This is a genomic window from Nocardioides nanhaiensis (genome assembly GCF_039542785.1).
Lineage (GTDB): Bacteria > Actinomycetota > Actinomycetes > Propionibacteriales > Nocardioidaceae > Nocardioides > Nocardioides nanhaiensis.
This window is the reverse complement of sequence record NZ_BAABIM010000003.1, coordinates 533,298-554,148: the sequence shown is the minus strand read 5'-3', so window position 1 is coordinate 554,148 and position 20,851 is coordinate 533,298. Positions and strand designations below refer to the sequence as shown.

At 74.6% G+C, this 20,851-nt stretch carries 16 protein-coding genes; 4 read left to right on the top strand and 12 right to left on the bottom strand.

What is annotated here, in order from left to right; genetic code table 11:
- Nucleotides 1–29: 29 nt before the first annotated feature.
- Together gcvP and ABD948_RS16730 are read left to right on the top strand one after the other, a co-directional pair.
- Complete coding sequence (gcvP, locus tag ABD948_RS16735; RefSeq protein WP_345267900.1) at nucleotides 30–2,906, top strand: aminomethyl-transferring glycine dehydrogenase; 2,877 nt, start codon at nucleotides 30–32, stop codon at nucleotides 2,904–2,906.
- Entirely contained in the window at nucleotides 2,903–4,258 is a 1,356-nt protein-coding gene (locus ABD948_RS16730) for a serine hydrolase domain-containing protein (RefSeq protein WP_345267898.1), read from the top strand. Before gcvP ends, ABD948_RS16730 begins: the two co-directional genes overlap by 4 nt.
- A 72-nt stretch (nucleotides 4,259–4,330) precedes the next feature.
- Here ABD948_RS16730 and ABD948_RS16725 read toward each other — a convergent pair whose 3' ends face one another.
- The 4 genes from ABD948_RS16725 to ABD948_RS16710 all read right to left on the bottom strand — a co-directional run bounded on the left by ABD948_RS16725 (nucleotide 4,331) and on the right by ABD948_RS16710 (nucleotide 8,763).
- On the bottom strand, nucleotides 4,331–4,993 hold the full coding sequence (locus ABD948_RS16725; RefSeq protein WP_345267896.1) for a hypothetical protein: 663 nt from the start codon (nucleotides 4,991–4,993) through the stop codon (nucleotides 4,331–4,333).
- Entirely contained in the window at nucleotides 4,986–5,717 is a 732-nt protein-coding gene (locus tag ABD948_RS16720) for an Ig-like domain-containing protein (RefSeq protein ID WP_345267894.1), read from the bottom strand. The genes ABD948_RS16725 and ABD948_RS16720 overlap by 8 nt, the downstream gene beginning before the upstream one ends.
- Before the next feature lie 119 nt (nucleotides 5,718–5,836).
- Entirely contained in the window at nucleotides 5,837–7,237 is a 1,401-nt protein-coding gene (locus tag ABD948_RS16715) for a metallopeptidase TldD-related protein (RefSeq protein WP_345267892.1), read from the bottom strand.
- On the bottom strand, nucleotides 7,237–8,763 hold the full coding sequence (locus ABD948_RS16710; RefSeq protein WP_345267890.1) for a TldD/PmbA family protein: 1,527 nt from the start codon (nucleotides 8,761–8,763) through the stop codon (nucleotides 7,237–7,239). The genes ABD948_RS16715 and ABD948_RS16710 overlap by 1 nt, the downstream gene beginning before the upstream one ends.
- 23 nt (nucleotides 8,764–8,786) lie before the next feature.
- Here ABD948_RS16710 and ABD948_RS16705 point away from each other — a divergent pair, with 23 nt between their 5' ends.
- Nucleotides 8,787–9,536 (top strand): sulfotransferase family protein, encoded by a 750-nt coding sequence (locus ABD948_RS16705; protein ID WP_345267888.1) that lies wholly within the window; start codon nucleotides 8,787–8,789, stop codon nucleotides 9,534–9,536.
- A 30-nt stretch (nucleotides 9,537–9,566) separates the two neighbouring features.
- On the opposite strand, the gene ABD948_RS16700 is transcribed toward ABD948_RS16705, so the two are convergent.
- The 6 genes from ABD948_RS16700 to ABD948_RS16675 form a co-directional block, all read right to left on the bottom strand.
- On the bottom strand, nucleotides 9,567–10,118 hold the full coding sequence (locus tag ABD948_RS16700; protein ID WP_345267886.1) for a type 1 glutamine amidotransferase domain-containing protein: 552 nt from the start codon (nucleotides 10,116–10,118) through the stop codon (nucleotides 9,567–9,569).
- A 67-nt stretch (nucleotides 10,119–10,185) separates the two neighbouring features.
- On the bottom strand, nucleotides 10,186–13,026 hold the full coding sequence (locus ABD948_RS16695; RefSeq protein ID WP_345267884.1) for an AAA family ATPase: 2,841 nt from the start codon (nucleotides 13,024–13,026) through the stop codon (nucleotides 10,186–10,188).
- Entirely contained in the window at nucleotides 13,026–14,219 is a 1,194-nt protein-coding gene (locus ABD948_RS16690; protein ID WP_345267882.1) for an exonuclease SbcCD subunit D, read from the bottom strand. The genes ABD948_RS16695 and ABD948_RS16690 overlap by 1 nt, the downstream gene beginning before the upstream one ends.
- A gap of 70 nt (nucleotides 14,220–14,289) precedes the next feature.
- The gene (locus tag ABD948_RS16685) at nucleotides 14,290–15,132 is read right to left on the bottom strand and encodes a formate dehydrogenase accessory sulfurtransferase FdhD (RefSeq protein ID WP_345267880.1); all 843 of its coding nucleotides are present in this window, start codon (nucleotides 15,130–15,132) and stop codon (nucleotides 14,290–14,292) included.
- On the bottom strand, nucleotides 15,125–17,617 hold the full coding sequence (gene pepN / locus ABD948_RS16680; protein WP_345267878.1) for an aminopeptidase N: 2,493 nt from the start codon (nucleotides 17,615–17,617) through the stop codon (nucleotides 15,125–15,127). Before pepN ends, ABD948_RS16685 begins: the two co-directional genes overlap by 8 nt.
- Nucleotides 17,614–18,612 carry an NADP-dependent oxidoreductase gene (locus tag ABD948_RS16675; protein ID WP_345267876.1) on the bottom strand — a complete coding sequence of 333 codons (999 nt, stop codon included), beginning with the start codon at nucleotides 18,610–18,612 and terminating at the stop codon, nucleotides 17,614–17,616. Before ABD948_RS16675 ends, pepN begins: the two co-directional genes overlap by 4 nt.
- Nucleotides 18,613–18,667: 55 nt before the next feature.
- On the opposite strand from ABD948_RS16675, the gene ABD948_RS16670 reads away from it, so the two are divergent.
- Nucleotides 18,668–19,618, top strand: coding sequence for an oxidoreductase (locus ABD948_RS16670; protein ID WP_345267874.1), 951 nt, complete (start codon nucleotides 18,668–18,670; stop codon nucleotides 19,616–19,618).
- Nucleotides 19,619–19,631: 13 nt separating this feature from the next.
- Here the strand turns inward: ABD948_RS16670 and ABD948_RS16665 are convergent, their stop codons facing one another.
- A complete protein-coding gene (locus ABD948_RS16665; protein WP_345267872.1) occupies nucleotides 19,632–20,363 on the bottom strand; it encodes a peptidylprolyl isomerase in 732 nt (243 codons plus the stop codon).
- Between the two features lie 25 nt (nucleotides 20,364–20,388).
- Nucleotides 20,389–20,844, bottom strand: coding sequence for a hypothetical protein (locus tag ABD948_RS16660; RefSeq protein WP_345267871.1), 456 nt, complete (start codon nucleotides 20,842–20,844; stop codon nucleotides 20,389–20,391).
- Nucleotides 20,845–20,851 lie beyond the last annotated feature (7 nt).

Sequence of the window (20,851 nt, the reverse complement as noted above, 5' to 3'; positions counted from 1 at the left end):
CCGACCCCGATGTCCCACCAGGAGCCCCCGTGTCCGACCACCCCACCCTGGCCGAGCTCGACGCCGCCAGCCCGTTCGTCGACCGTCACATCGGGCTGCGCCCGGGCGACGTCGCCACGATGCTCGACCGGCTGGGCTTCGGCTCGCTGGGCGCACTGATGGACGCGGCGGTGCCCGGCGGCATCCGCAGCGCCGGCGACCTCGCGCTGCCGGCCGCCCTCTCGGAGGAGGCGACCGCCAAGCAGCTGCGCGCGCTGGCCGCGGCCAACCGCCCCGGTGAGGCGATGATCGGCCTCGGGTACCACGGCACGATCACCCCCGCCGTCATCCGCCGCAACGTGCTCGAGGACCCCAGCTGGTACACGGCGTACACGCCCTACCAGCCCGAGATCAGTCAGGGCCGGCTCGAGGCGCTGATCAATTTCCAGACCGTCGTGGGCGACCTCACCGGGCTGCCCACCGCCAACGCCTCGCTGCTCGACGAGGGCACCGCCGCGGCGGAGGCCATGACGCTCGTGCGCCGCGCCAAGCGCGGTGCCACCGGCCCGTTCGTCGTCGACGCCGACGCGCTGCCGCAGACCATCGCGGTGGTGCGCACCCGCGCCGAGGCGATGGGCATCGAGGTCGTCGTGGCCGACCTCGCCGAGGGGTGGCCCGCCGACCTGCCCGAGGCCGTCTCGGGTGCCCTGCTGCAGTACCCCGGCGCCTCGGGACGGGTGGTGGACCCCCGCCCGCTCATCGAGGCCGTGCACGAGCGTGGAGGTCTGGCCGTCGTCGCCGCCGACCTGCTGGCCCTGACCGTGCTCGAGGCGCCGGGTGCGATGGGCGCCGACGTGGTGGTCGGCTCCTCGCAGCGCTTCGGCGTCCCGCTCTTCTACGGCGGCCCGCACGCCGGCTTCATGGCGGTGGGTCAGGGCCTCGAGCGGCACCTGCCGGGTCGTCTGGTGGGTGTCTCGGTCGACGCCGAGGGCCGCCCGGCCTACCGCCTGGCGCTGCAGACCCGCGAGCAGCACATCCGGCGCGACAAGGCCACCTCCAACATCTGCACCGCGCAGGTGCTGCTGGCCGTCGTCGCCTCCATGTACGCCGTCTACCACGGCCCCGAGGGGCTGCGGGCGATCGCGACGCGCACCCACCGCTACGCCGCGGTGCTGGCGACGGCCCTGCGGGCCGGCGGCGTGACGGTGCGGCACGAGGAGTTCTTCGACACCCTGACCGTGGAGGTGCCCGGCCGCGCCGCCGAGGTGGTGGCCGCGGCCCGGGCGCTGCGCGTGCACCTGCGCCACGTCGACGACGACACCGTCGGGATCAGCACCTCCGAGGCCACCACCCGCTCCTCGATCGGGTCGGTGCTGCGGGCCTTCGGGGTCGAGGCCGACCTCGGCGCGCTCGACGCCGCCGCCGGCGAGGCTCTCCCGGCCGCGTTGCGCCGCGAGACGCCCTACCTGACCCACGAGGTGTTCTCGAGCCACCACAGCGAGACGCAGATGCTGCGCTATCTGCACCGGCTCAGCGCCCGCGACTACGCGCTGGACCGCGGCATGATCCCGCTGGGCTCCTGCACCATGAAGCTCAACGCCACCACTGAGATGGAGCCGGTCTCGCTGCCCGGTTTCGCCGACCTGCACCCCTTCGCGCCCGCCGAGGACGCCGCCGGCTACCGCCAGCTGGTCACCGAGCTCGAGGGCTGGCTGGCCGAGGTGACTGGCTACGACCGGGTCTCGATCCAGCCCAACGCCGGCTCGCAGGGCGAGCTCGCCGGGCTGCTGGCCATCCGGGGCTACCACCACGGCCGAGGCGACCAGCAGCGCGACGTCTGCCTGATCCCCTCCTCGGCGCACGGCACCAACGCCGCCTCGGCCGTGATGGCCGGCATGCGCGTGGTCGTCGTCAAGTCCGCCGAGGACGGCGGCGTCGACCTTGCCGACCTGCGCGCGCGCTGCGAGGAGCACGCCGACACCCTGGCCGCGATCATGGTCACCTACCCCTCCACGCACGGCGCCTACGAGGAGTCGATCACCGAGCTGTGCGAGGTGGTGCACGCCCACGGCGGTCAGGTCTACGTCGACGGCGCCAACCTCAACGCGCTGCTCGGCTACGCCAAGCCCGGCGAGTTCGGCGGCGACGTCTCGCACCTGAACCTGCACAAGACCTTCTGCATCCCGCACGGCGGTGGCGGTCCCGGCGTCGGGCCGGTGGCGGTGCGCGAGCACCTGGCGCCCTACCTGCCCTCGCACGACCACCACCCCGAGGAGGCCAAGCGCGCCGGCATCGGCCCGATCAGCGCAGCCCCCTACGGATCGGCCGGCATCCTGCCGATCTCGTGGGCCTACGTGCGGATGATGGGCGCCGAGGGCCTCACCCGCGCCACCGCGAGTGCGGTGCTCTCGGCCAACTACGTGGCCGCCCGCCTGGGCGAGCACTTCCCGGTGCTCTACCGCGGGCACGGCGACCTGGTGGCCCACGAGTGCATCCTCGACGTCCGCGGCATCACCAAGGAGACCGGCGTGAGCGTCGACGACGTCGCCAAGCGGCTGGTCGACTACGGGTTCCACGCCCCGACCATGTCGTTCCCCGTCGCCGGCACGCTGATGGTCGAGCCCACCGAGTCCGAGGACCTCGCCGAGATCGACCGCTTCTGCGACGCGATGATCGCGATCAAGGCCGAGATCGACCGGGTGGCGGCGGGGGAGTGGACCCCCGAGGAGTCGCCGCTGCGCGGTGCACCGCACACCTCGCGGGCGCTCGTCGGCGAGTGGGACCGCGCCTACTCGCGCGAGCTCGCCGTGTTCCCGGCCGGCATCAGCCCCGACAAGTACTGGCCGCCGGTGGGGCGCATCGACCAGGCCTACGGCGACCGCAACCTGCAGTGCTCCTGCCCGCCGCTGGAGGCGTTCGCGGAGTGACCGAGCCGCTGCTGCCCGGTACCGCCCGCGCGCTGGAGGTGCTGCTCGCCGAGGCCCAGCGCCGCGGGCGGCTGCCCTCGGTGGTGGCCGGCGTCGTGCGCGACGGTCAGCCGGCCTGGTGCGGTGCGCGGGGTCGCGCCGTCCGGGCCGGCGAGCAGTCGCGCGGCACCGCCGACACCCAGTACAAGATCGGCTCGGTCACCAAGACCATGACGGCGGCGCTGGTGCTGCTCGCGCGCGAGCGCGGCGAGCTGGCGCTGGGTGACCCGCTGGTGCGCTACGTGCCCGACGCGCCGTTCCCCGACGCCACGCTGCGCTCGTTGCTGAGCCACTCCGCCGGCCTCTCGGCCGAGCCGGCAGGGGAGTGGTGGGAGCGCTCGCGCGGCGGCGACTGGACCGCCCTGGCGACGGCGCACGAGGGAGCGCGGCCGGTGCTCGAGCCCGGCGGGCAGTTCCACTACACCAACCTGGGCTTCGGTCTGCTGGGCGAGGTGGCGGCACGGGTGAGCGGTCAGGGCTGGTGGGAGGCGCTGCAGGAGCAGGTGCTCACCCCGCTCGGCATGACGCGCACCAGCTACCACCACCAGGCGCCGCACGCCGAGGGGTTCGCCGTCGACGCGCTCACCGACGAGCTGGTGCCCGAGCCGCTGCCCGACACCGGGGCGATGGCGCCGGCCGGCCAGCTGTGGAGCACGGTCACCGACCTCGCCACCTGGCTGCGTGCCCTCGTCGACCCCGCCGCCTCGGTGCTCTCGGAGCAGACGCTGCGGGAGCTGCGCACCCCGCTGGCCGGTGCACCCGAGGACCGCAGCGGCACCAGCTGGGGCCTCGGCGTGCACGTGGTGCGCGACCGCGGCCGGGTGCTGGTCGGGCACGGCGGCTCGATGCCGGGGTTCGTGTGCGGCGCCGAGATCGACGTCGACAGCCGGGTGGGCGCGGTGGTGCTGAGCAACGGCGCGTACGGGCTGGGCGACCTGACCCGGCGACTGCTGCAGGCCACCCTCGAGCACGAGCCCGCGCTCGGCGCGGAGTGGCAGCCGGCCTCACAGGTGCCCGACGACGCCCGTGACGTGCTGGGCACCTGGCACTGGGGCCACGCCCCGTCGCGGATCCGCTGGACCGGCGGCGAGCTGGTGCTGGAGCCCGTCGGCGGCTCGGGCCGGCTGATGGCCTTCCGGCACGCCGGCCCCGACACCTGGGTGGGCACCCGCGCCTACCTCACCGGCGAGACCCTGCGGCCCGTGCGCCGCTCCGACGGCAGCGTCAGCCACCTCGAGGCCGCCACGTTCGTCTACACCCGGGTGCCCTACGACCCGCAGGCTCCGATCCCCGGCGGCGCTCCAGGGCGATAGTCCGTAGCAGATCGGTCGTGGAACCGGTCCCGGCACGACCACACTGCTGCGGACTATCGCCCATGGCTCCCGCTAGCGGCCCGAGACGAGGCGTCCCTGGTCGCGGTAGCCGCGGCGGTAGCTGACCGCGTACCAACGGCCCCGGGCCACCGGCAGGGTGATCCTGGTGGCCTGCCCGGGGCGGACGCTGCCGCCCGTGGTCGTCTCCGAGTTGCCCTCGCGCCACGAGTAGTAGACGTCGACCCCGAAGCTCTGGGTGTTGCGGACGACGAAGGTGCGGGGCTTGCCGGGGACGGACGTCACGGTCATCGGCCGGGGACGCAGCACCTGCACCCGCACCGTCGCCGGTCGCAGCGACCTGGTGTCGCACGCGTAGTAGGTGGCCTCCAGCGTCTGACCGGCGCTGCTGCGCGCCGCCCGCACCACCAGGTCTCCGCGGTTGGCATCGCCGAAGAAGAACGGGTCCTCCTCCTCGTACCAGGGCCGCGGCTCGTAGGCGCGCAATCCACGGTCCACGGCACCGATCCGGCAGATCTCCAACGCGTCTCCGTCGGCGTCGGCGTCGTTGTCCAGCACGGAGAGCATCCGCGTGCCACCCGCGTACATCGTGATGACGTCGTCCCGCGTGGTCGGTGGCGTGTCGGCCACCTCGCGCGCCGACGCCGCCGGAGCCGAGAGCAGGAGTGCCGGCACGACGGCCAGGACCGCGGCCCTGCGTGCGCGCGTGTCAGCCACGGGCCACCGCCCAGCGCGGCGCGGCCGCGGAGCCGGACCCGCCGCGCGGGTCACCGCGCCATCCGGTGTCCTCGACGCGCCCCCGGTCGACCAGGCCCAGCTTGTTGCTGCCGACCACCCAGCTGATGGTGCGGTAGTGCACCCGCACCGAGACGGTGGAGCCGGGACGCAGCGCCTTGCGCTTGAGGAACCGGAGCGGGTCGCGGCTCACCGCGTAGAACTGCATGCGGAACTCGGAGGGGTTGGTCACGCGCAGCACACCCGGCTTGCCGCGCACAGCGCGCACGGTGATCTCGGGTCGCTCACCGACCTGGACCAGCAACGTGGCGGGGACGACGTGCTCGAAGTCGCACACGTAGTAGGTCAACCGGAACGTGCGCGCCCGCGTGCCTCGCGGGACGGCGACGTCGAGGGTGCCGTCCTCCGAGACGAAGGGGGCGTCGTCGGGGTCGAGGTCGTAGCCGTCCCCGACCAGGAGGCCGCTCGGCACCGCTCCGAGGCGGCACACCGCGAGGTCGTCGCCGTCGGGGTCGGTGTCGTTGGCGAGCAGGTCGACCTCGGCCCGGCCACCGGGGAAGACCTCCACCTGGTCGTCCACGGGCGTCGGGGGTGCGTTGCTGCCGGGGGCCGCGGCGTGCGCCGCCCCCGGTACCAGGCCGGTCAGGCTGGTGGTCACTGCTGCTGCAGCCAGCAGCGCTGCGGCTCGACGGCGTCCGTCGGTCAAGGTCCCTCCCCAGGGCTCGTGCCTGGGCTCCCCCCGAGGCGTCGCCGGACTCTAGAACACCCTCACCGCCGCGCGCGGCGGAATCGCCGACGTGTGAACGTATCGATTCATCGGTCGACTCACCGCGCTTGCGAGGCGCTCGACATGTTGAAGTCCGGCACCCGCAGCGCCGGGGTGGCGGTGCGCGAGAAGTAGTCGTCGCCCCACTCGCGGCTGAAGCTGGGCACGGTGGCCGAGGCGTGGCTGAAGCGGCGCAGCAGGTCGACGGGGCTCTCGTTGAACCGGAAGTTGTTGACCGAGCCGGTCACCTCGCCGTTCTCCACCAGGTAGACGCCGTCGCGGGTCAGACCGGTGAGCAGCAGCGTCTGCGGGTCGACCTCGCGGATGTACCACAGGCAGGTGAGCAGCAACCCGCGCTCGGTGCCGGCGACGAGGTCCTCGACCGAGCCCTGGCCCCCGTCGACCTCGAGCAGGAGGTTGTCGACGGCGGGGGTGACCGGGAGCCCCGTCAGACCGGCGGAGTGACGGGTCTGCAGCAGCGAGACCAGCTCGCCGTCACGGATCCAGTCGGTCGGGGTCAGCGGCAGTCCGTTGTCGAAGACCGACGACTCGTTGCCCGACGAGCCGGCGACGACGAACGGCGCGCACTCCAGACCGGGGTGCGCCGGGTCGGAGCGCAGGTGCACCCCGGGCGCGGTGATCTGCTCACCCACCCGGGTGCCGCCGCCACGTCGGCTGTAGACCGACTGGCCCTCGTGCGCCACGCGGGCGCCGGCGTACCAGTAGGCGTCGATCATCAGGTCGGCCACGGCCGAGGGCGGCAGGATCGTGTCGTAGCGCCCGGCCGGCAGGTCGACGCTGCGGGCCCCCCAGGCCAGGCGGCGCGCCAGCTCGGCCTCCAGCGCCAGGGCGTCGACGCCGGCGAAGTCACGGGTGGCGCCGCCCACCCAGGCGCTCTCGGTGAGCGCGGAGTTCTTGCCGGTGCAGCCGTAGTGGCCGGTGGGTTGCACGTGGCGCAGGCGCAGCCCCGTCGTCGAGGCCAGGTAGGTGGTGGTGACGCGGTGGTCGACGAAGCCGTAGAGGATCCGCCCGCCGTCGCCGGCGCGGCCGAACGCCTCGCCCAGGGCGGGCGCGAAGTCGTCGTAGACGTGGATGTCGGTCGGCACCGGTGCCTCGGCCCAGTCGTCGCTGGCCCGGTCGCGCACCAGCTCCTGGGCGTCCTCGGCGGGGGAGGCCGCCCGGGCCGCCCGGTCGGCGGCGTCGACCAGGGCGCTCACCTGCGCCTGGGTGGAGGCGCTGCCCGAGACCGACCCCGTGGCCACACCGCCGGTGGTGCGCACGAACGAGACGACGGTGACCGAGACGCCGTGCATGACGCCGTTGGTGGTGAGCGTGTTGCCCGCCCAGCGCAGGTTGGCGGCGGTGCTGTCGCGCACGATGACGACGCAGTCGTCGGCCACCGAGGTGGCGACGGCGTGCTCGGCGAGCGCCTGGGGCGTGATGCTCTCGACGGTGCCCATCACTGACCACCCTCCTCGCGGGTGTTGAGGATCCGGACCTCGCGGAACAGCGAGGTCGGGCAACCGTGGCTGACGGCGGCGACCTGGCCCGGCTGGGCCTTGCCGCAGTTGAACGCGCCGCCCAGCTCCCAGGTCTGCGGGCCGCCGACGGCCTCCAGCGATCCCCAGAAGTCGGTCGTGGTGGCCTGGTAGGCGGCGTCGCGGACCTGGCCGACCAGCTCACCGTCGCGGATGGCGTAGAAGCGCTGCCCGGTGAACTGGAAGTTGAAGCGCTGCATGTCGATGGACCACGACTTGTCGCCGACCACGTACAGGCCGTGCTCGACCCGGCCGATCAGCTCCTCGGTGCTCGGACCCTGCGGGTCGGCCTCGAGCGAGACGTTGGCCATCCGCTGGATGGGGATGTGGCCGGGGGAGTCGGCGTAGGCGCAGCCGTTGGAGCGCCCGCCCTCCGCGGCCAGCTCGGGCATCAGGGCCGCCATCGGCCGGTCGAGCTGGTAGCCCACCAGGACGCCGTCGCGGACGATGTCCCAGCTGCGGGTCTGCACGCCCTCGTCGTCGAAGCCGATCGTGGCCAGGCCGTGCTCCACGGTGCGGTCGCCGGTGACGTGCATGACCTCGGAGCCGTAGCGCAGTCTGCCGACCTGGTCGGGGGTGGCGAAGCTGGTGCCGGCGTAGTTGGCCTCGTAGCCCAGCGCGCGGTCGAGCTCGGTGGCGTGGCCGATCGACTCGTGGATGGTCAGCCACAGGTTGCTGGGATGGATCACCAGGTCGTGCGTGCCGGACTCGACGCTGGGCGCGGCGAGCTTCTCGGCCAGCAGCTCGGGCACCTCGGCGATCTCGGCGTCCCAGTCCCACCCGCCCTGCGCAGCCGGGTCGGTGAGGTACTCGTAGCCGCGCCCCACCGGCGGCGCGATGGAGGCCATCGAGTCGAAGGCGTCGTCCGTGGAGCCCATCGCCTCGAAGCCCGGCTGCAGCCGCACCCGCTGCTGGGTGGTGCGCGTGCCACTCAGGTCGGCGTAGTACTTGTTCTCCTGCACGATCATGAGCGAGGCCGAGGCGTGCTCGACGGCGGCGTGCGCGCGCAGCCGCTCGGTCCAGTCGACGAGCAGCGCGGTCTTCTCGGCCACCGGGACGGCCAGCGGGTCCACGCGGTAGGCCGACACCCACGTGACGTCGGCGTGCACGGGCTCGGGCGCCAGCTCGACCGGCGTCGCCGTCATGCTGGCCGCGACGACGGCGACGGCCACCGCGGTCTCGGCCAGGCGCACCGCCTCGGCGTCGGTGAGCGCCACCCCGGAGGCGAAGCCCCAGGCGCCCTGGTGCACCACGCGCACCGCCAGGCCCAGGTCCTCGGAGTCGGAGACGCCCTGCACCTGCCCGTCGCGCACCCCGAGGTGCTGGTAGCGCACGCGCTCGAAGCGGTAGTCGGCGTGGGTGACACCGAGGTCCGCCGCGCGCGCCAGCGCCGTCTCGCCCAGCGCGCGGTAGGGCAGCGCCAGGAAGGTCTCGTCGAGGTCGGGCATGGGCCAACGATAGGGTCGCGGCCATGGCACTCGACGGACCCGGACCCGCGTGGGTCGGGATCGGGGCGCAGCGCAGCGGCACGACCTGGCTCACCGACCTCGTGACCCAGCACCCGCGGGTCGAGCTCGGCACCAACGGCAAGAAGGAGCAGCAGCTCCTGCACAAGGTGGCCGACGGCAAGCGGCACGCCGCCGACTACCTCGACCTCTTCCCCCGTGACGACGGCGTGCTCCGCGGGGAGTGGTCACCGCAGTACCTGCGGCACGCGACGGCGCCCTTCGCGGCGGGCGAGCTGCTACCCGACGTGCGCTTCTGGGTGCTGCTGCGCGACCCGGTGGACCGCTACCGCTCGGCGATGCACCTGGCTGTCACGCGCGAGTGGATGCAGCGCCGCTCCAAGCGGCACATCCAGCAGGCCTGGCCCTACCCGGTGCCCACCACGGTGCAGACGTGGTCGGGCTGCTACGCCGACCAGCTGGACATGTGGGCCGCCGCCGTCGGCCGCGAGCGCGTGGTGCCGATGGTCTTCGAGCAGGTGCGCAGGGACCCGCAGGCCGTCGTCGACGGGCTGTGGCGCGACCTCGGCCTGGAGCCCGTGCCCCTGGCCGACGTCACCGAGAGCTCGCACTCCAGCAGCGAGCCGCGGGTCAGCTGGGAGTGGACGCCCGGCCTCCAGGAGACGCTGCGCGTGCTTTACCGCCCGCAGGCCGAGCGCCTCGAGCGCGACTGGGGCCTGGACACCAGTGCGTGGACCACCCTCCACGGAGGGTGATCCACGCGGGATCGACCTGGTGGACCGAGGTCAGCTGCTGGTGCCGGCCTGACCGTGCTGCAGCGCCTCGAGCAGCGCGGAGTTGAAGGCGGGCAGGTCGTCGGGGTTGCGGCTGGTGATCAGGTTGCCGTCGGTGACGACGCGCTCGTCCTTCCACTCGCCGCCCGCGTTGCGGATGTCGGTCTGCAGGCTCGGCCAGGAGGTGAGCGTGCGGCCCTGCAGCACGTCGGCCTCCACGAGGGTCCAGGGGGCGTGGCAGATCGCGGCCACCGGCTTGCCGGAGGCCACGAAGTCGCGGGTGAAGGAGACCGCGTCGGCGTCGGTGCGCAGCGCGTCGGGGTTGGCGACGCCGCCGGGCAGCACGAGCCCTGCGTAGTCGTCCACCGAGGCGGAGCCCACGGTCGCGTCGACGGTCTGGGTCTCGGCCTTGTCGAGGTGGTCGAAGAGCTGGACCTCGCCGGTCTCCGGACTCAGGAGCACCGGCTCGAAGCCGGCGTCCTTCACCGCCGCCCACGGCTCGGTGAGCTCGACGCGCTCGATGCCCTCGGCAGCGACCAGGAAAGCAACCTTGTTCGTCGTCATGCGCAGCCGGTACCCGGCTCCAGGGGAGTGACGCACCCGCGTCGGGCCCCGCCGGGTGTGCGAGTTCTCACCCGCTGACTGCGAGCGTGGAGCCGTGCCGGGACTTGGTGACCACCAGCTGGGTGGGGATCCGGTCGCGCATCTCGGCCACGTGGCTGACGACGCCGACCACGCGGCCGCCGTCGCGCAGGGAGTCGAGCACGTCGAGCACGTCGTCGAGGGTCTCGGCGTCGAGCGAGCCGAAGCCCTCGTCGACGAAGAGGGTCTCGAGCGCGGCACCACCGGCCTCGGCGGTGATGACGTCGGCCAGCCCGAGTGCCAGCGCGAGGGAGACCACGAAGGTCTCGCCGCCCGAGAGCGTGGCGGGGTCGCGCGACTCCCCGGACCAGTCGTCGCGGACGGCCAGGCTGAGCCCGCCGCGGGTCTCGCCGACGCCGCGCCGGCCGGTGTGCTCGAGCACGTAGCGCTGGTCGCTCATCCGCGCCAGCCGCTCGTTGGCGGCCGCCACGACCTGACCCAGCCGGTAGGCCAGCACGAAGGCCGAGAGCCGCATCTGCAGGCTGTTGTCGGGCGACTTGCCCTCCACGAAGGCCGCCAGCCGGGTGGTGAGGTCGAGGTCGGCACGCAGCGGTGCCCCGGCGGCCAGCTCCTCGCCCAGCTGGGTCGCGAGGGCCCGGAGCCGCTCGGCCCGCGATGCCCAGACGGTGTGCTCGGACTGCACCCGGCCCAGCGCTGCCAGGCGCTCGCGGTGGGTCCGGGCGGCCTCCTCGGGGTCGGCCAGGTCGGTCTCGGCGAGGTCGCGCACCTCCGCGAGCCCCGGGTCCGCCAGCACCGCCTCGCAGGCGGCCCGACGCCGGTGGTGGGCGGCGACGCGCGCGGCGAGCTGCTCGACGTGCTGTGCGGGCCGGGCGGCGCGCTCGGCCTGCTCGACGTCCTCCCAACCGGCCTCACGCAGCCCGGTGGCCAGCTCGGCGGCTGCGGTGTCGTGCTCGCCCTGCGCGGCCACCAGCTGCTCGAGCTGCTCGACGGCGGCGTGGGCCTGCTCCCGGGCTGCCCGGTGCCCTGCCAGGAGCCCCTCCAGCGAGCCCTCGCCGACCTCGCTGCGCACGGCCTCGAGTCGCTCGGCCGCGGCCGCCATCTCGGCTCGCACCGCCTCCAGCCGGGCCCGGGTCGCGGCGGCACGCTCGGCCAGGCGACGCAGCTCGGCGGCCACCCGCGCGGGGTCCCCGAACGTGCGGGGTCGGCCCTGCAGGCGTGCCTCCTGCGCCTCGACGGCCGCCGCGAGCAGGACCGGTGGCTCCTCGCCGGCAGCCTCGTGGGCACGGGCCAGCAGCGTGGTCAGGTCGCGCAGCTCGTTGTCGCGCAGCTGCTCGACCATGGCGGCGTCGTCGGCGGCCACCTGCGCAGCGCGCTCGTCGGCCTCGTCGGGGGAGAAGAGGGTGGGCTCGGCACGCTGGGGGTGCTCGGCCGAGCCGCAGACCGGGCAGGACATGCCCACGGCGAGTGCACCGGCGATCTCGGCCGCCATGCCCTCGATGCGCGCCGCGCGGACGTCGAGCACGTGGCCACGGGCCCGCAGGGTCTCCTCCCTCGCCTCGAGGAGACCCTCACGCGCCGCGGCGACCTGCTCGGCCAGCTCGGCGGACCGCTCGTGCGCGGCGAGGCGGGCTTCGAGCTGCTCGAGCTCGCGACTCGCCTCGACGACGACCAGCCGCTGCTCGGCCGCGGCGACCTCGGCGGTGAGGCGGTCGAGGTCGCGCTCGCCGTCGCCGGCGTCGGCGCGCAGCTGGTCGAGACGACGCACCAGCGGCAGGGCCTCCTGGATGCGAACGGCGGCCTCGGTGGCGTGCTGCTGGGCGGCCCGGGCGGCCCCGACCTCGCGCAGCGCGGCCGGCAGCTGCGCGACCGCCGCCGCGGCCGCGTGCCGGGCTCGACCGGCCCGTTCGGCGCGACGCGCGACCGGCAGGACCGGTGCGACCCGACGCGCCAGGGCGACCTCTTGCTCGTGCGCGGCGACCGACGCCGACTGCTCGTCGAGCCGCTGCTGCTCCTGCCGGGCCGCGGAGAGCCGCGTGAAGGCGGCCCGCTGCGCCCGCGCGCGCTCGAGCCGGGCGCGTGCCTGCTCCTCCTCGGTGGCGGCCACCTCCTGGCGGCGCGCGGTCTCGGCCGCGAACGCCTGCGCGACCTCCGCGAGCTCCTGGGACCAGGCGGGCTGGTCGTCCGGGTGCTCGGGCGCGGAGGCGCCGGAGGCCTCGCCGATGCGGCCCAGCAGCACCTCGACGCGCTGGTCGTGCGCCTCGCAGGTGCGGCGCAGGCTGCGCCGCCGCTCACCCAGCCAGCGCTCGACGTCCTCGAACCGACCGGTGCGGAAGAGCCGCTGCAGCAGCTGGTGGCGCTCCTCGGAGCGGGCACGCAGGAAGCTCTGGAAGCGGCCCTGGGGCAGCAGCGCCACCTGGGTGAACTGGGTGAGGTTCATGCCGACCAGCCGGGTGACCAGGTGCCCGACCTCGTCGATGCGGCTCGACAGCGGCGTCCACCCGCCGTCGGTGAGCTCGGAGAGCGTGACGCCGGCGGGTTCGGTGGTGGTGCCGCTGCCGCGCTTCTTGGGGCGCTCCCACGCGGGCGAGCGCTCCAGGCGGAAGCGGCGCCCGGCCAGGGTGGCCTCGAGCACCACCCGGGGTGCGGTGAACTCCTCGGCCTGGTCGCAGCGCAGCCGCTTGGCGGCGCTGCGCTCACCCGGCACGTCGCCGTAGAGGGCGAAGCACACGGCGTCGAGCACGCTGGTCTTGCCCGCTCCGGTGGCGCCCGAGAGCAGGAAGAGCCCGGCCTCGGAGAGGTCGTCGAAGGGCACCTCGACGGTGCCGGCGAAGGGACCGAAGGCGGTGACCGTGAGGTGGTGCAGGCGCATCAGGCGGCACCCGGGGTGTCGGCGCGGTCGGAGGCGGGGTCGAGGTCGGGGTCCTCGCAGCACGCGTCGACGGCGGCGTGCAGCAGCGCCAGCTCGGCCTCGGTGGCGGGGGTGCCGCGCAGCTCGCGCACGAACTCCTCGGCCACCGTGTGGTCGCTGCGCCCCTGGGCCGTGGAGGAGGGCAGGGCCCCCAGCCCGGGCGCCGCCCCGGCGAAGCCCAGGACCAGCGTGTGCGGGAAGCGCCGCCGCAACTGGTCCATCGCCTGCGCGGGGCGGTGGGCGTCGGTGAGGGTGACCTGCACCCAGGACTGCTCGTGCGCGGCGTGGTGGGCGTCGGCCAGCAGCTCCTCGAGCGTGCCGGTGAGGCGCGCGAGCGGGCGGGGGACCAGGGCGGGCACGAACTCGGCGTGCACCTGACCCTGCGGGCCGAGGTCGACCAGCCAGGAGCCCTTGGTGTGCCCGGCCTCGGAGAAGGAGTAGGCCAGCGGCGAGCCGCTGTAGCGCAGCCGGCCGCCGGTGGCCTGCTCGTCGTCGAGCACGTGGCGGCCGTGCAGGTGGCCGAGCGCGACGTAGTCGATGCCGGCGAAGGTGCTGGTGGGCACCCGCGCGACGCCGCCGACGGAGATGTCGCGCTCGGAGTCGCTGGGCTCGGCGCCGGCCACGAAGGCGTGGGCCAGCACCACGCGGCGCGCACCCGGAGCCGTGGTGTCGGCGTGCACCCGGCGCATGGCCTCGCCCAGCGCGGCCTCGTGGGACCGGCGCGCCAGGCCCCAGGGCTCGGCCACCGCGTGCGGGTCGAGGTAGGGCAGGCCGTGCACGGCCACCGGGCCGTGCTCGTCACGCAGCACCACGGGGGTGCCGACCGAGCCCAGGCTGGCGCGCACGTGCACGCCCGCGGCGTCGATCAGCCGGGAGCCGAAGCCCAGTCGCTGGGCGGAGTCGTGGTTGCCGCTGGTGACCACCACGGCGGCGCGCGAGGCGGCCAGCCGGGCCAGGGTGTCGTCGAGCAGCCGGACGGCGTCGACGTGGGGGAGTGCCCGGTCGTAGACGTCGCCGGCCACCAGCACGACGTCGACCCGCTCGCGGGCCACGACCTCGAGCAGGTGGTCGAGGTGGGCGGCCTGGTGGGCGAGCATGTCGGCGCGGTGGAAGGACCGGCCCAGGTGCCAGTCGGAGGTGTGCAGCAACCGCATGCTCAGAACCTAGGCGCGACCACCGACAGCCCCCGGGAGCACGCGCCGGGGGCGCCCGTCGCGGGTCACGTCACGCGTACCGGACGGTCCGGTCACCCCGCGTGAACCCGTAGAGGTGCAGCCCCCCGCGGGTCGCCAGGTCGGCGGCCAGGCTGGTGGGTGCGCCCACCGCCACGAGCGCGCCGACGCCGGCGGCGATGGCCTTCTGCACCAGCTCGAACCCGGCCCGGCCGGAGACGACCAGGGCCGCCTCGGCGAGCGGCTCGCCGGCCAGCAGCCGGGCCCCGCTCACCTTGTCGACGGCGTTGTGGCGGCCCACGTCCTCGCGCACCACCAGCAGCCGGCCGTCGGCGGTGGCGAGCCCGGCTGCGTGGACGCCCCCGGTGCGCGAGAACACCGTCTGGCGCTCGCGCAGCAGGTCGGGCAGGCGGCGCGCCACCTCCGGCGTCACCACCTCGCCCGTCCAGGGGCGCGCCGCCGCCGAGACGGCGGAGTCGACGGTGTCGCGCCCGCAGACGCCGCAGGCCGAGGAGCCGGACGACAGCGCCTCGTGCTGGTGGGCCAGCGTGGCCGCCGGGGGAGCCGACAGGGTGACGGTGACGACGTTGAACTGCTGCTCCGGCCTCAGGTCGGTGTCGGTGCAGTAGGCCACGCCGGCCACCTGGGGTGCCGCGCCCTCGTGCGCCAGCCAGCCGGCGGCGAGCTCGAAGTCGTGGCCGGGCGTGCGCATGGTCACCCACACGCGCTGCGCGGGCCGACCCGGCCAGGCCAGGCGGATCTCGAGCGGCTCCTCGGTGGCCAGGCGATCCTCGCGTCGACGCTCGGGCTGCTCGCCGCGGTGCTCGGTGACCCGCACCCGCACGGTGGGGCCCGGACGCCGGGGCAGCGACCCCGCGGTGCCCGGGTCAGCCACGGGGGTACCGCGCAGCCAGTCGACGGCGTCGCACGCACTCGTCGTGCAGGTCCAGGACGCGCTTGCGCATCGGCGGCGTCAGCGCCTCGTCGGTGGCCAGGAGGTCCTCCACGCCCTGCACCAGCGCCGCGCCGTCGTCGGGCAGGTGCGGCAGCTGCGCGAGCGGGAAGAATGCCTCGGTGGCCACGCCGAGCACCCACCCGCTGCGCACCGAGGAGGTGGCGGGCAGCTCGGCGAGGTAGCGCTCCACGTAGGGCCGCGAGACCTCCGGGTCGCCCCGCCACAGCCCGACGCCGCTGGCCTCGAGCTCGTAGTTGCTGGCGGCCACCTCGCCGGTGAAGCGCCTCCACGCCTGCTCCTTGGCTGCCGGGTCGGGCCGCGAGGCGCTGGCGCGCGCGTGCGCCACGGACGCCGCGGTGGTGGGCTCGGCCGCCAGCACCTGGTCGAGCTCGCCGGCCTCGACGGCGCCGAGGGCCGCCAGCCGCTCGAGCAGCCGCCAGCGCAGGGCGAGGTCGGGCTCGACGCCGTCGGGCAGCCCGCCGGGGGCGAGCCAACCGCGCAGCACCGACTCGTCGGTGGCCGAGCGGATCGCCGCGCGCAGGGCGGCCAGCTGCCGTTCCGAGCCGGCCTGCGCGTCCTCGAGCTCGGTGGTGAACGCCGCGTGCAGCCGCGCCAGCGAGCCCTCGGGTGCGAAGGGGACGACGTGCCCGAGCAGCCACGGCAGGGTGTGGCGTCCGGTGTCGGAGACGTCCTCGACCGGCGGGCTCGCCACGGCCACCTCGACGACGGTGGCGGGGTCGACGGCGGCCTCGTGCACGCCGCTGCGCAGGTTGTTCCACGCCGCGGCCCGCAGCTCGGGGTCCTCGACGTCGGCCAGGTGGTGCACCAGGCCGGCCACGGTGACGGCGTCGGGCACGGCCACGACCCAGGTCTCGTGCCGGGCGTCCAGCACGACCGGGCGCTCGCTGACGGCGAGCGGCGTGCGGCCCACGCCCTCGGTCTCGACCGGCGTGAGGGACCAGCGCTCGCCGTCGTGGGTGGCGGCGTGGAACGTGTGTCGACGCGCCGACGACTCCTGCCCGGCCGGCGGCGTGAGCACCAGCGAGCCGGTCCCACGCTCGTGGGAGAGCACGTCCGGACCGGCACGCAGCAGCCAGCCGTCCACGAAGTCGCCGAGGTCGACCGCGCCCGCGCGCTCCCAGCTGGCCAGCAGGTCGTGCATGGTGGCGTTGCCGAAGCGGTGCCGCTCGAGGTGGTCGACGACGCCGCCGAAGAACACCTCGTCGCCCAGGCGGGTCGCGAGCTGCTTGAGCACCGTGGAGCCCTTGGTGTACGAGATCCCGTCGAAGCTCTGCAGCGCCGAGAGCGCGTCGGGTGCACCGTTGCCGGCCACGGGATGCGTGGTGGGGCGCGCGTCGGCGACGAGCCCCCACTGGCGGCGCGAGTAGGCGGTGTGCACCCAGGCGTCGTCGTAGTCGGTGACCTCGGCGGCCACGCGGTTGCCGAGGTACTCCGCGAAGCTCTCGTTGAGCCACAGGTCGTCCCACCAGCGCGGCGTGACGATGTTGCCGAACCACTGGTGCGCCATCTCGTGGGCGATGGTGGTGGCGCGCAGGATGGCGTCGCCGCGGGTCAGGCGCCCGGCCGGGACCAGGTCGTCGCGGAAGGTGACGCAGCCGGGGTTCTCCATGGCGCCGGCGTTGAACTCGGGCACGAAGGCCTGGTGGTAGTCGCCGAACGGGTAGCGGATGCCGAAGAGGCGGTGCATCTCGTCGAAGCAGGACCGGGTGAGGGCGAGCAGCTCGGGCAGATCCCGCTCGAGCTGCCCGGCCAGGCTGGCGCGGGCGCTGAAGCCCAGCGGGATGCCGTCGTGCTCCTCGCGCAGCACGTGGTAGGGCCCCGCCACCAGGGTCACGAAGTAGGTGGAGAGCGGCGGCGTGGTGGCGAGCTCCCACTCGCCCGGGGCCACCTGGGTCGCCGCCCCGTTGCCCACGACCGTCCACGACTCCGGGGCGCGCACGTGCAGCGTGTAGGGCGCCTTGAGGTCGGGCTGGTCGAAGCAGGCGAACACCGAGGGTGCGGCGTCCATGAAGCTCATGCCGTAGACGTAGTCGCGCCCGTCGGCGGGGTCGGTGCTGCGGTGCAGGCCCTCGCCGTCGTGTCGGAAGGCCATCAGCGCCTCGACGACGAGCTCGTGCTCGCCGGCCGGCAGGTCCAGCGGCAGCCGACCGCGCTCCAGCAGCCCGACGTCGAGCGCGGCGCCGTCGAGGGTCACCGACCGCAGCTCGCGGGGCTTGCAGTCCAGGAACGTGCGGCCGCCACGGCTGGTGAGTCGGACGACGGTGCGCGAGTCGAAGTGCTGCTCGTCGCGCGCGAGGTCCAGGTGCACCTCGTAGGAGCCGACCTCGAGCAGCTCGGCCCGGGCGCGTGCCTCGTCCTGCGTCAGGCTGGGCGCCGAGGCTGCGTGCTCGGGGAGGTCGCTCACGGACGGACCAGCATCTTGCCGGTGTTGGCGCCCTCGAAGAGCGAGAGGAACGCCTCGACCATGTGGTCCAGACCCTCCACCACGGTCTCCCTGGCCTGCAGCTTGCCCTCGGCCACCCATGCGCCGGCCTGCCGGTAGAACTCGCCGGCCAGGTCGCCGTGCTCGCTCACGATGAACCCGCGCAGCGTCAGGCGGCGCGTGACGACGTTGGTGAGGAACCGCGGCCCGGCGGGCGCCTGGGTGGCGTTGTAGTCGCTGATGGCGCCGCACGCGGCGATGCGGCCGAAGTCGGCCATGTGGAAGAGCGCGGCCTCCAGGTGCTCGCCGCCGACGTTGTCGAAGTAGACGTCGACCGGGGCGTGGGGCTCCAGCTGCTTGCGCACCGACCCGTCGCGGTAGTTGAGCGCGGCGTCGAAGCCGAGGTCGTCGACCAGCCAGGAGACCTTGTCGGCGGAGCCCGCGGACCCGACGACCTTGCCGGCGCCGAGCAGGTGCGCCATCTGCCCGGCTGCGGAGCCGACGGCGCCGGCTGCCCCGGAGACGAACACGGTCTCGCCCTCGGCCAGCTGGGCGATGCGGGTCAGACCCACGTACGCGGTGAGTCCCGGCATGCCGAGCACCCCGAGGTAGGCGCTGTCGGGCACCCGGCTGGTGTCGACGACCCGCACCTGGTCGGCGGGCAGCAGAGCGGCCTCGCGCCACCCGGCCATGTGCTGCACGGTGGCGCCCACGGGCACGGAGTCCGCGCCCGAGGCCTCGACCACGCCGATGGCGCCGCCGTCGAGCGTCTCGCCCAGCGGGAAGGGCGGCACGTAGCTCTTGGTGTCGTTCATCCGGCCGCGCATGTAGGGGTCGACCGACAGCACGGTGTTGCGCACCAGCACCTGCCCCGGTCCGGGGTCGGGGAGCTCGGTGGTGACCGTGCCGAAGTTCTCGGGGGTGGGCGTCCCGTGGGGACGGCTGACGAGCTGGATCTCCTGCGTGGTGCGTGCCATGCCCACGATCCAATCAGGGCACGCCAGGGGCCGCGGCTCTGGCACCCTGCTGGCTGTGCCCGACGTCTCAGCGACTCCCGCCCCCGGATCTCGCCGGTCCCGCTGGTCGCGGGTGCACCCGTGGCGCCAGGTGCCGCCGCAGCACGGGCGCACCGTCGTGGTCACCGGTGCCGGTGGCGGGCTGGGACTCGAGACCGCGCGGGCGCTCGCGGGCGCCGGCGCCCGGGTCGTGATGGCGGTCCGGTCGGTGGAGCGGGGGGAGCGGGCGGCCGCCGACCTGCGGGACCTGCCGGGGCAGGTCGAGGTGCGGCTGCTCGACGTCGCCGACCTCGGCTCGGTGCGCGCCTTCGCCCGGCGCCTGGTCGACGACGGCGTGCGCCCCGACGTGCTGGTCAACAACGCCGGCGTGATGGCCACGCCCTTCGGCCGCAGCCCCGACGGCGTCGAGCTGCAGCTGGCCACCAACCACCTCGGCCACTTCGTCCTCGCCAACCTGCTGCTCCCGCACCTGCGCGACCGGGTCGTCGTCGTCTCCTCCAACGCCCACCGCGCCGGCCGGCTCGAGCTCGACGACCTCGACTGGACGCGGCGCGGCTACAGCCCGATGGGCGCCTACGCGCAGTCCAAGCTGTGCAACCTGCTGTTCCTGGCCGAGCTGCAGCGACGCCTGACCGTCGCCGGCTCCACGCTGCGCGCCACGGGCGCCCACCCGGGCAGCACGCACACCGCGATCACCTCGCAGACCGGCAACCGCGTGGCCACCGCGGTCGGCGCCTTCGGGCACCGGCTGGTGGGCATGCCCGCCTGGCAGGGAGCGCTGCCGGTGCTCTTCGCGGCCACCATGGACGTGCCCGGCAACAGCTACCTCGGGCCGCACCGCCTCGGTGGCATGCAGGGATGGCCGGTGCCCGTGGGGCGCAGCCAGGCCGCGGGGGACCCGGCCCTGGCCCGCGCCCTCTGGGAGCGCTCGGAGGAGCTGAGCGGGGTCGGGTTCGGCGCCGCGTGACCCCAGGTCTCGGCTACTCGGTGCTGACGCCCAGGATCTCGACGTCGGTGTTCGGCGCGCCGTCGCCCTCGGGCGTCGAGCCGGCGTCGGCGATCTCCTCGAGGGTGGCGACGGCGTCGTCGTCGAGCGTGCCGAAGACGGTGTAGGCGGGCGGCAGCTGGGAGTCGGCGTAGACCATGAAGAACTGCGAGCCGTTGGTGCCCGGCCCGGCGTTGGCCATCGCCAGCGTGCCGGCCGGGTAGGTCTCGGAGCCGGTCAGCTCGTCGTCGAACTGGTAGCCCGGCCCGCCGAAGCCCTCGCCGAGCGGGTCGCCGCACTGCAGCACCGAGAGGCTCCCACCGCCCGTGAGCCGGTGGCACGGCGTGTCGTCGAAGTAGCCCTGGTCGGCCAGCGAGGTGAAGGAGCTGACCGTGCACGGCGCGTTGTCGGCGTCGAGGGTCAGGCGCAGGTCGCCACGGTTGGTGACGACGACGCCCGGCACCTCGCCGGAGAACTGCGCGGTGCTGGGCGGCGGGTCCACCTCGCGAGCCGGCTCCTGGCCGTCGCTCTCGTAGCTGCAGCTCGCGGTGCCGGCCGCCGCACCCGACTCGCTGAACGGGGTGCCGACGGCGGTGCTCTCCACCGCGTCGCTCCCGGAGCCCTCCCCGCCACCGGAGGCGGCGCCGTCGTCGCCGCAGGCGGTGAGGGAGAGGGCCAGCGCGAGGGCCGGCAGGAGGGTCAGTGCGGGGCGGGGGCGTCGCAGCATGGCCCCGATCGTAGGGAGCGCGCGCTCAGTCCCCCGCTGCGGCCTCGCCCGCGCCCGGGGGAGTGGCCTCGTGGTCGGCACGCCCGTGGGTGCGGCGGTCCTCCTTCATCTCGGCCTCGAAGAGGTGTCGCTTGCCCTCGACCAGCTCCGCACGGGCTCGCGCCTCGGCGTCCTTGAAGTCCCGGTAGTAGCCGTCGTCGTACTCCTCGACGACCTGGAAGCTCCAGCGGCCGGCCAGGATGTTGCGGCCCACCAGCTCGGTCTCGATGCGGTCGGCGAGCTCGGTGTGGCCGGCGTCCCGCAGGCTCTCGACGGCCTCGCCGAGGGTGAGGTCGGCGGTGCCGCTGCGGCGGTGGAAGGCGTAGAGGTGGCCGCGGGCCTCCTCGACGACCTCGAGCGCCTCGGACAGCTTGCCGAGGGCTTCGACGGTGGCGTCGCTGACGCCGTCGGGGCGCTGGTGCTCGGGGGAGGGGGTGCTCATGCGCGAC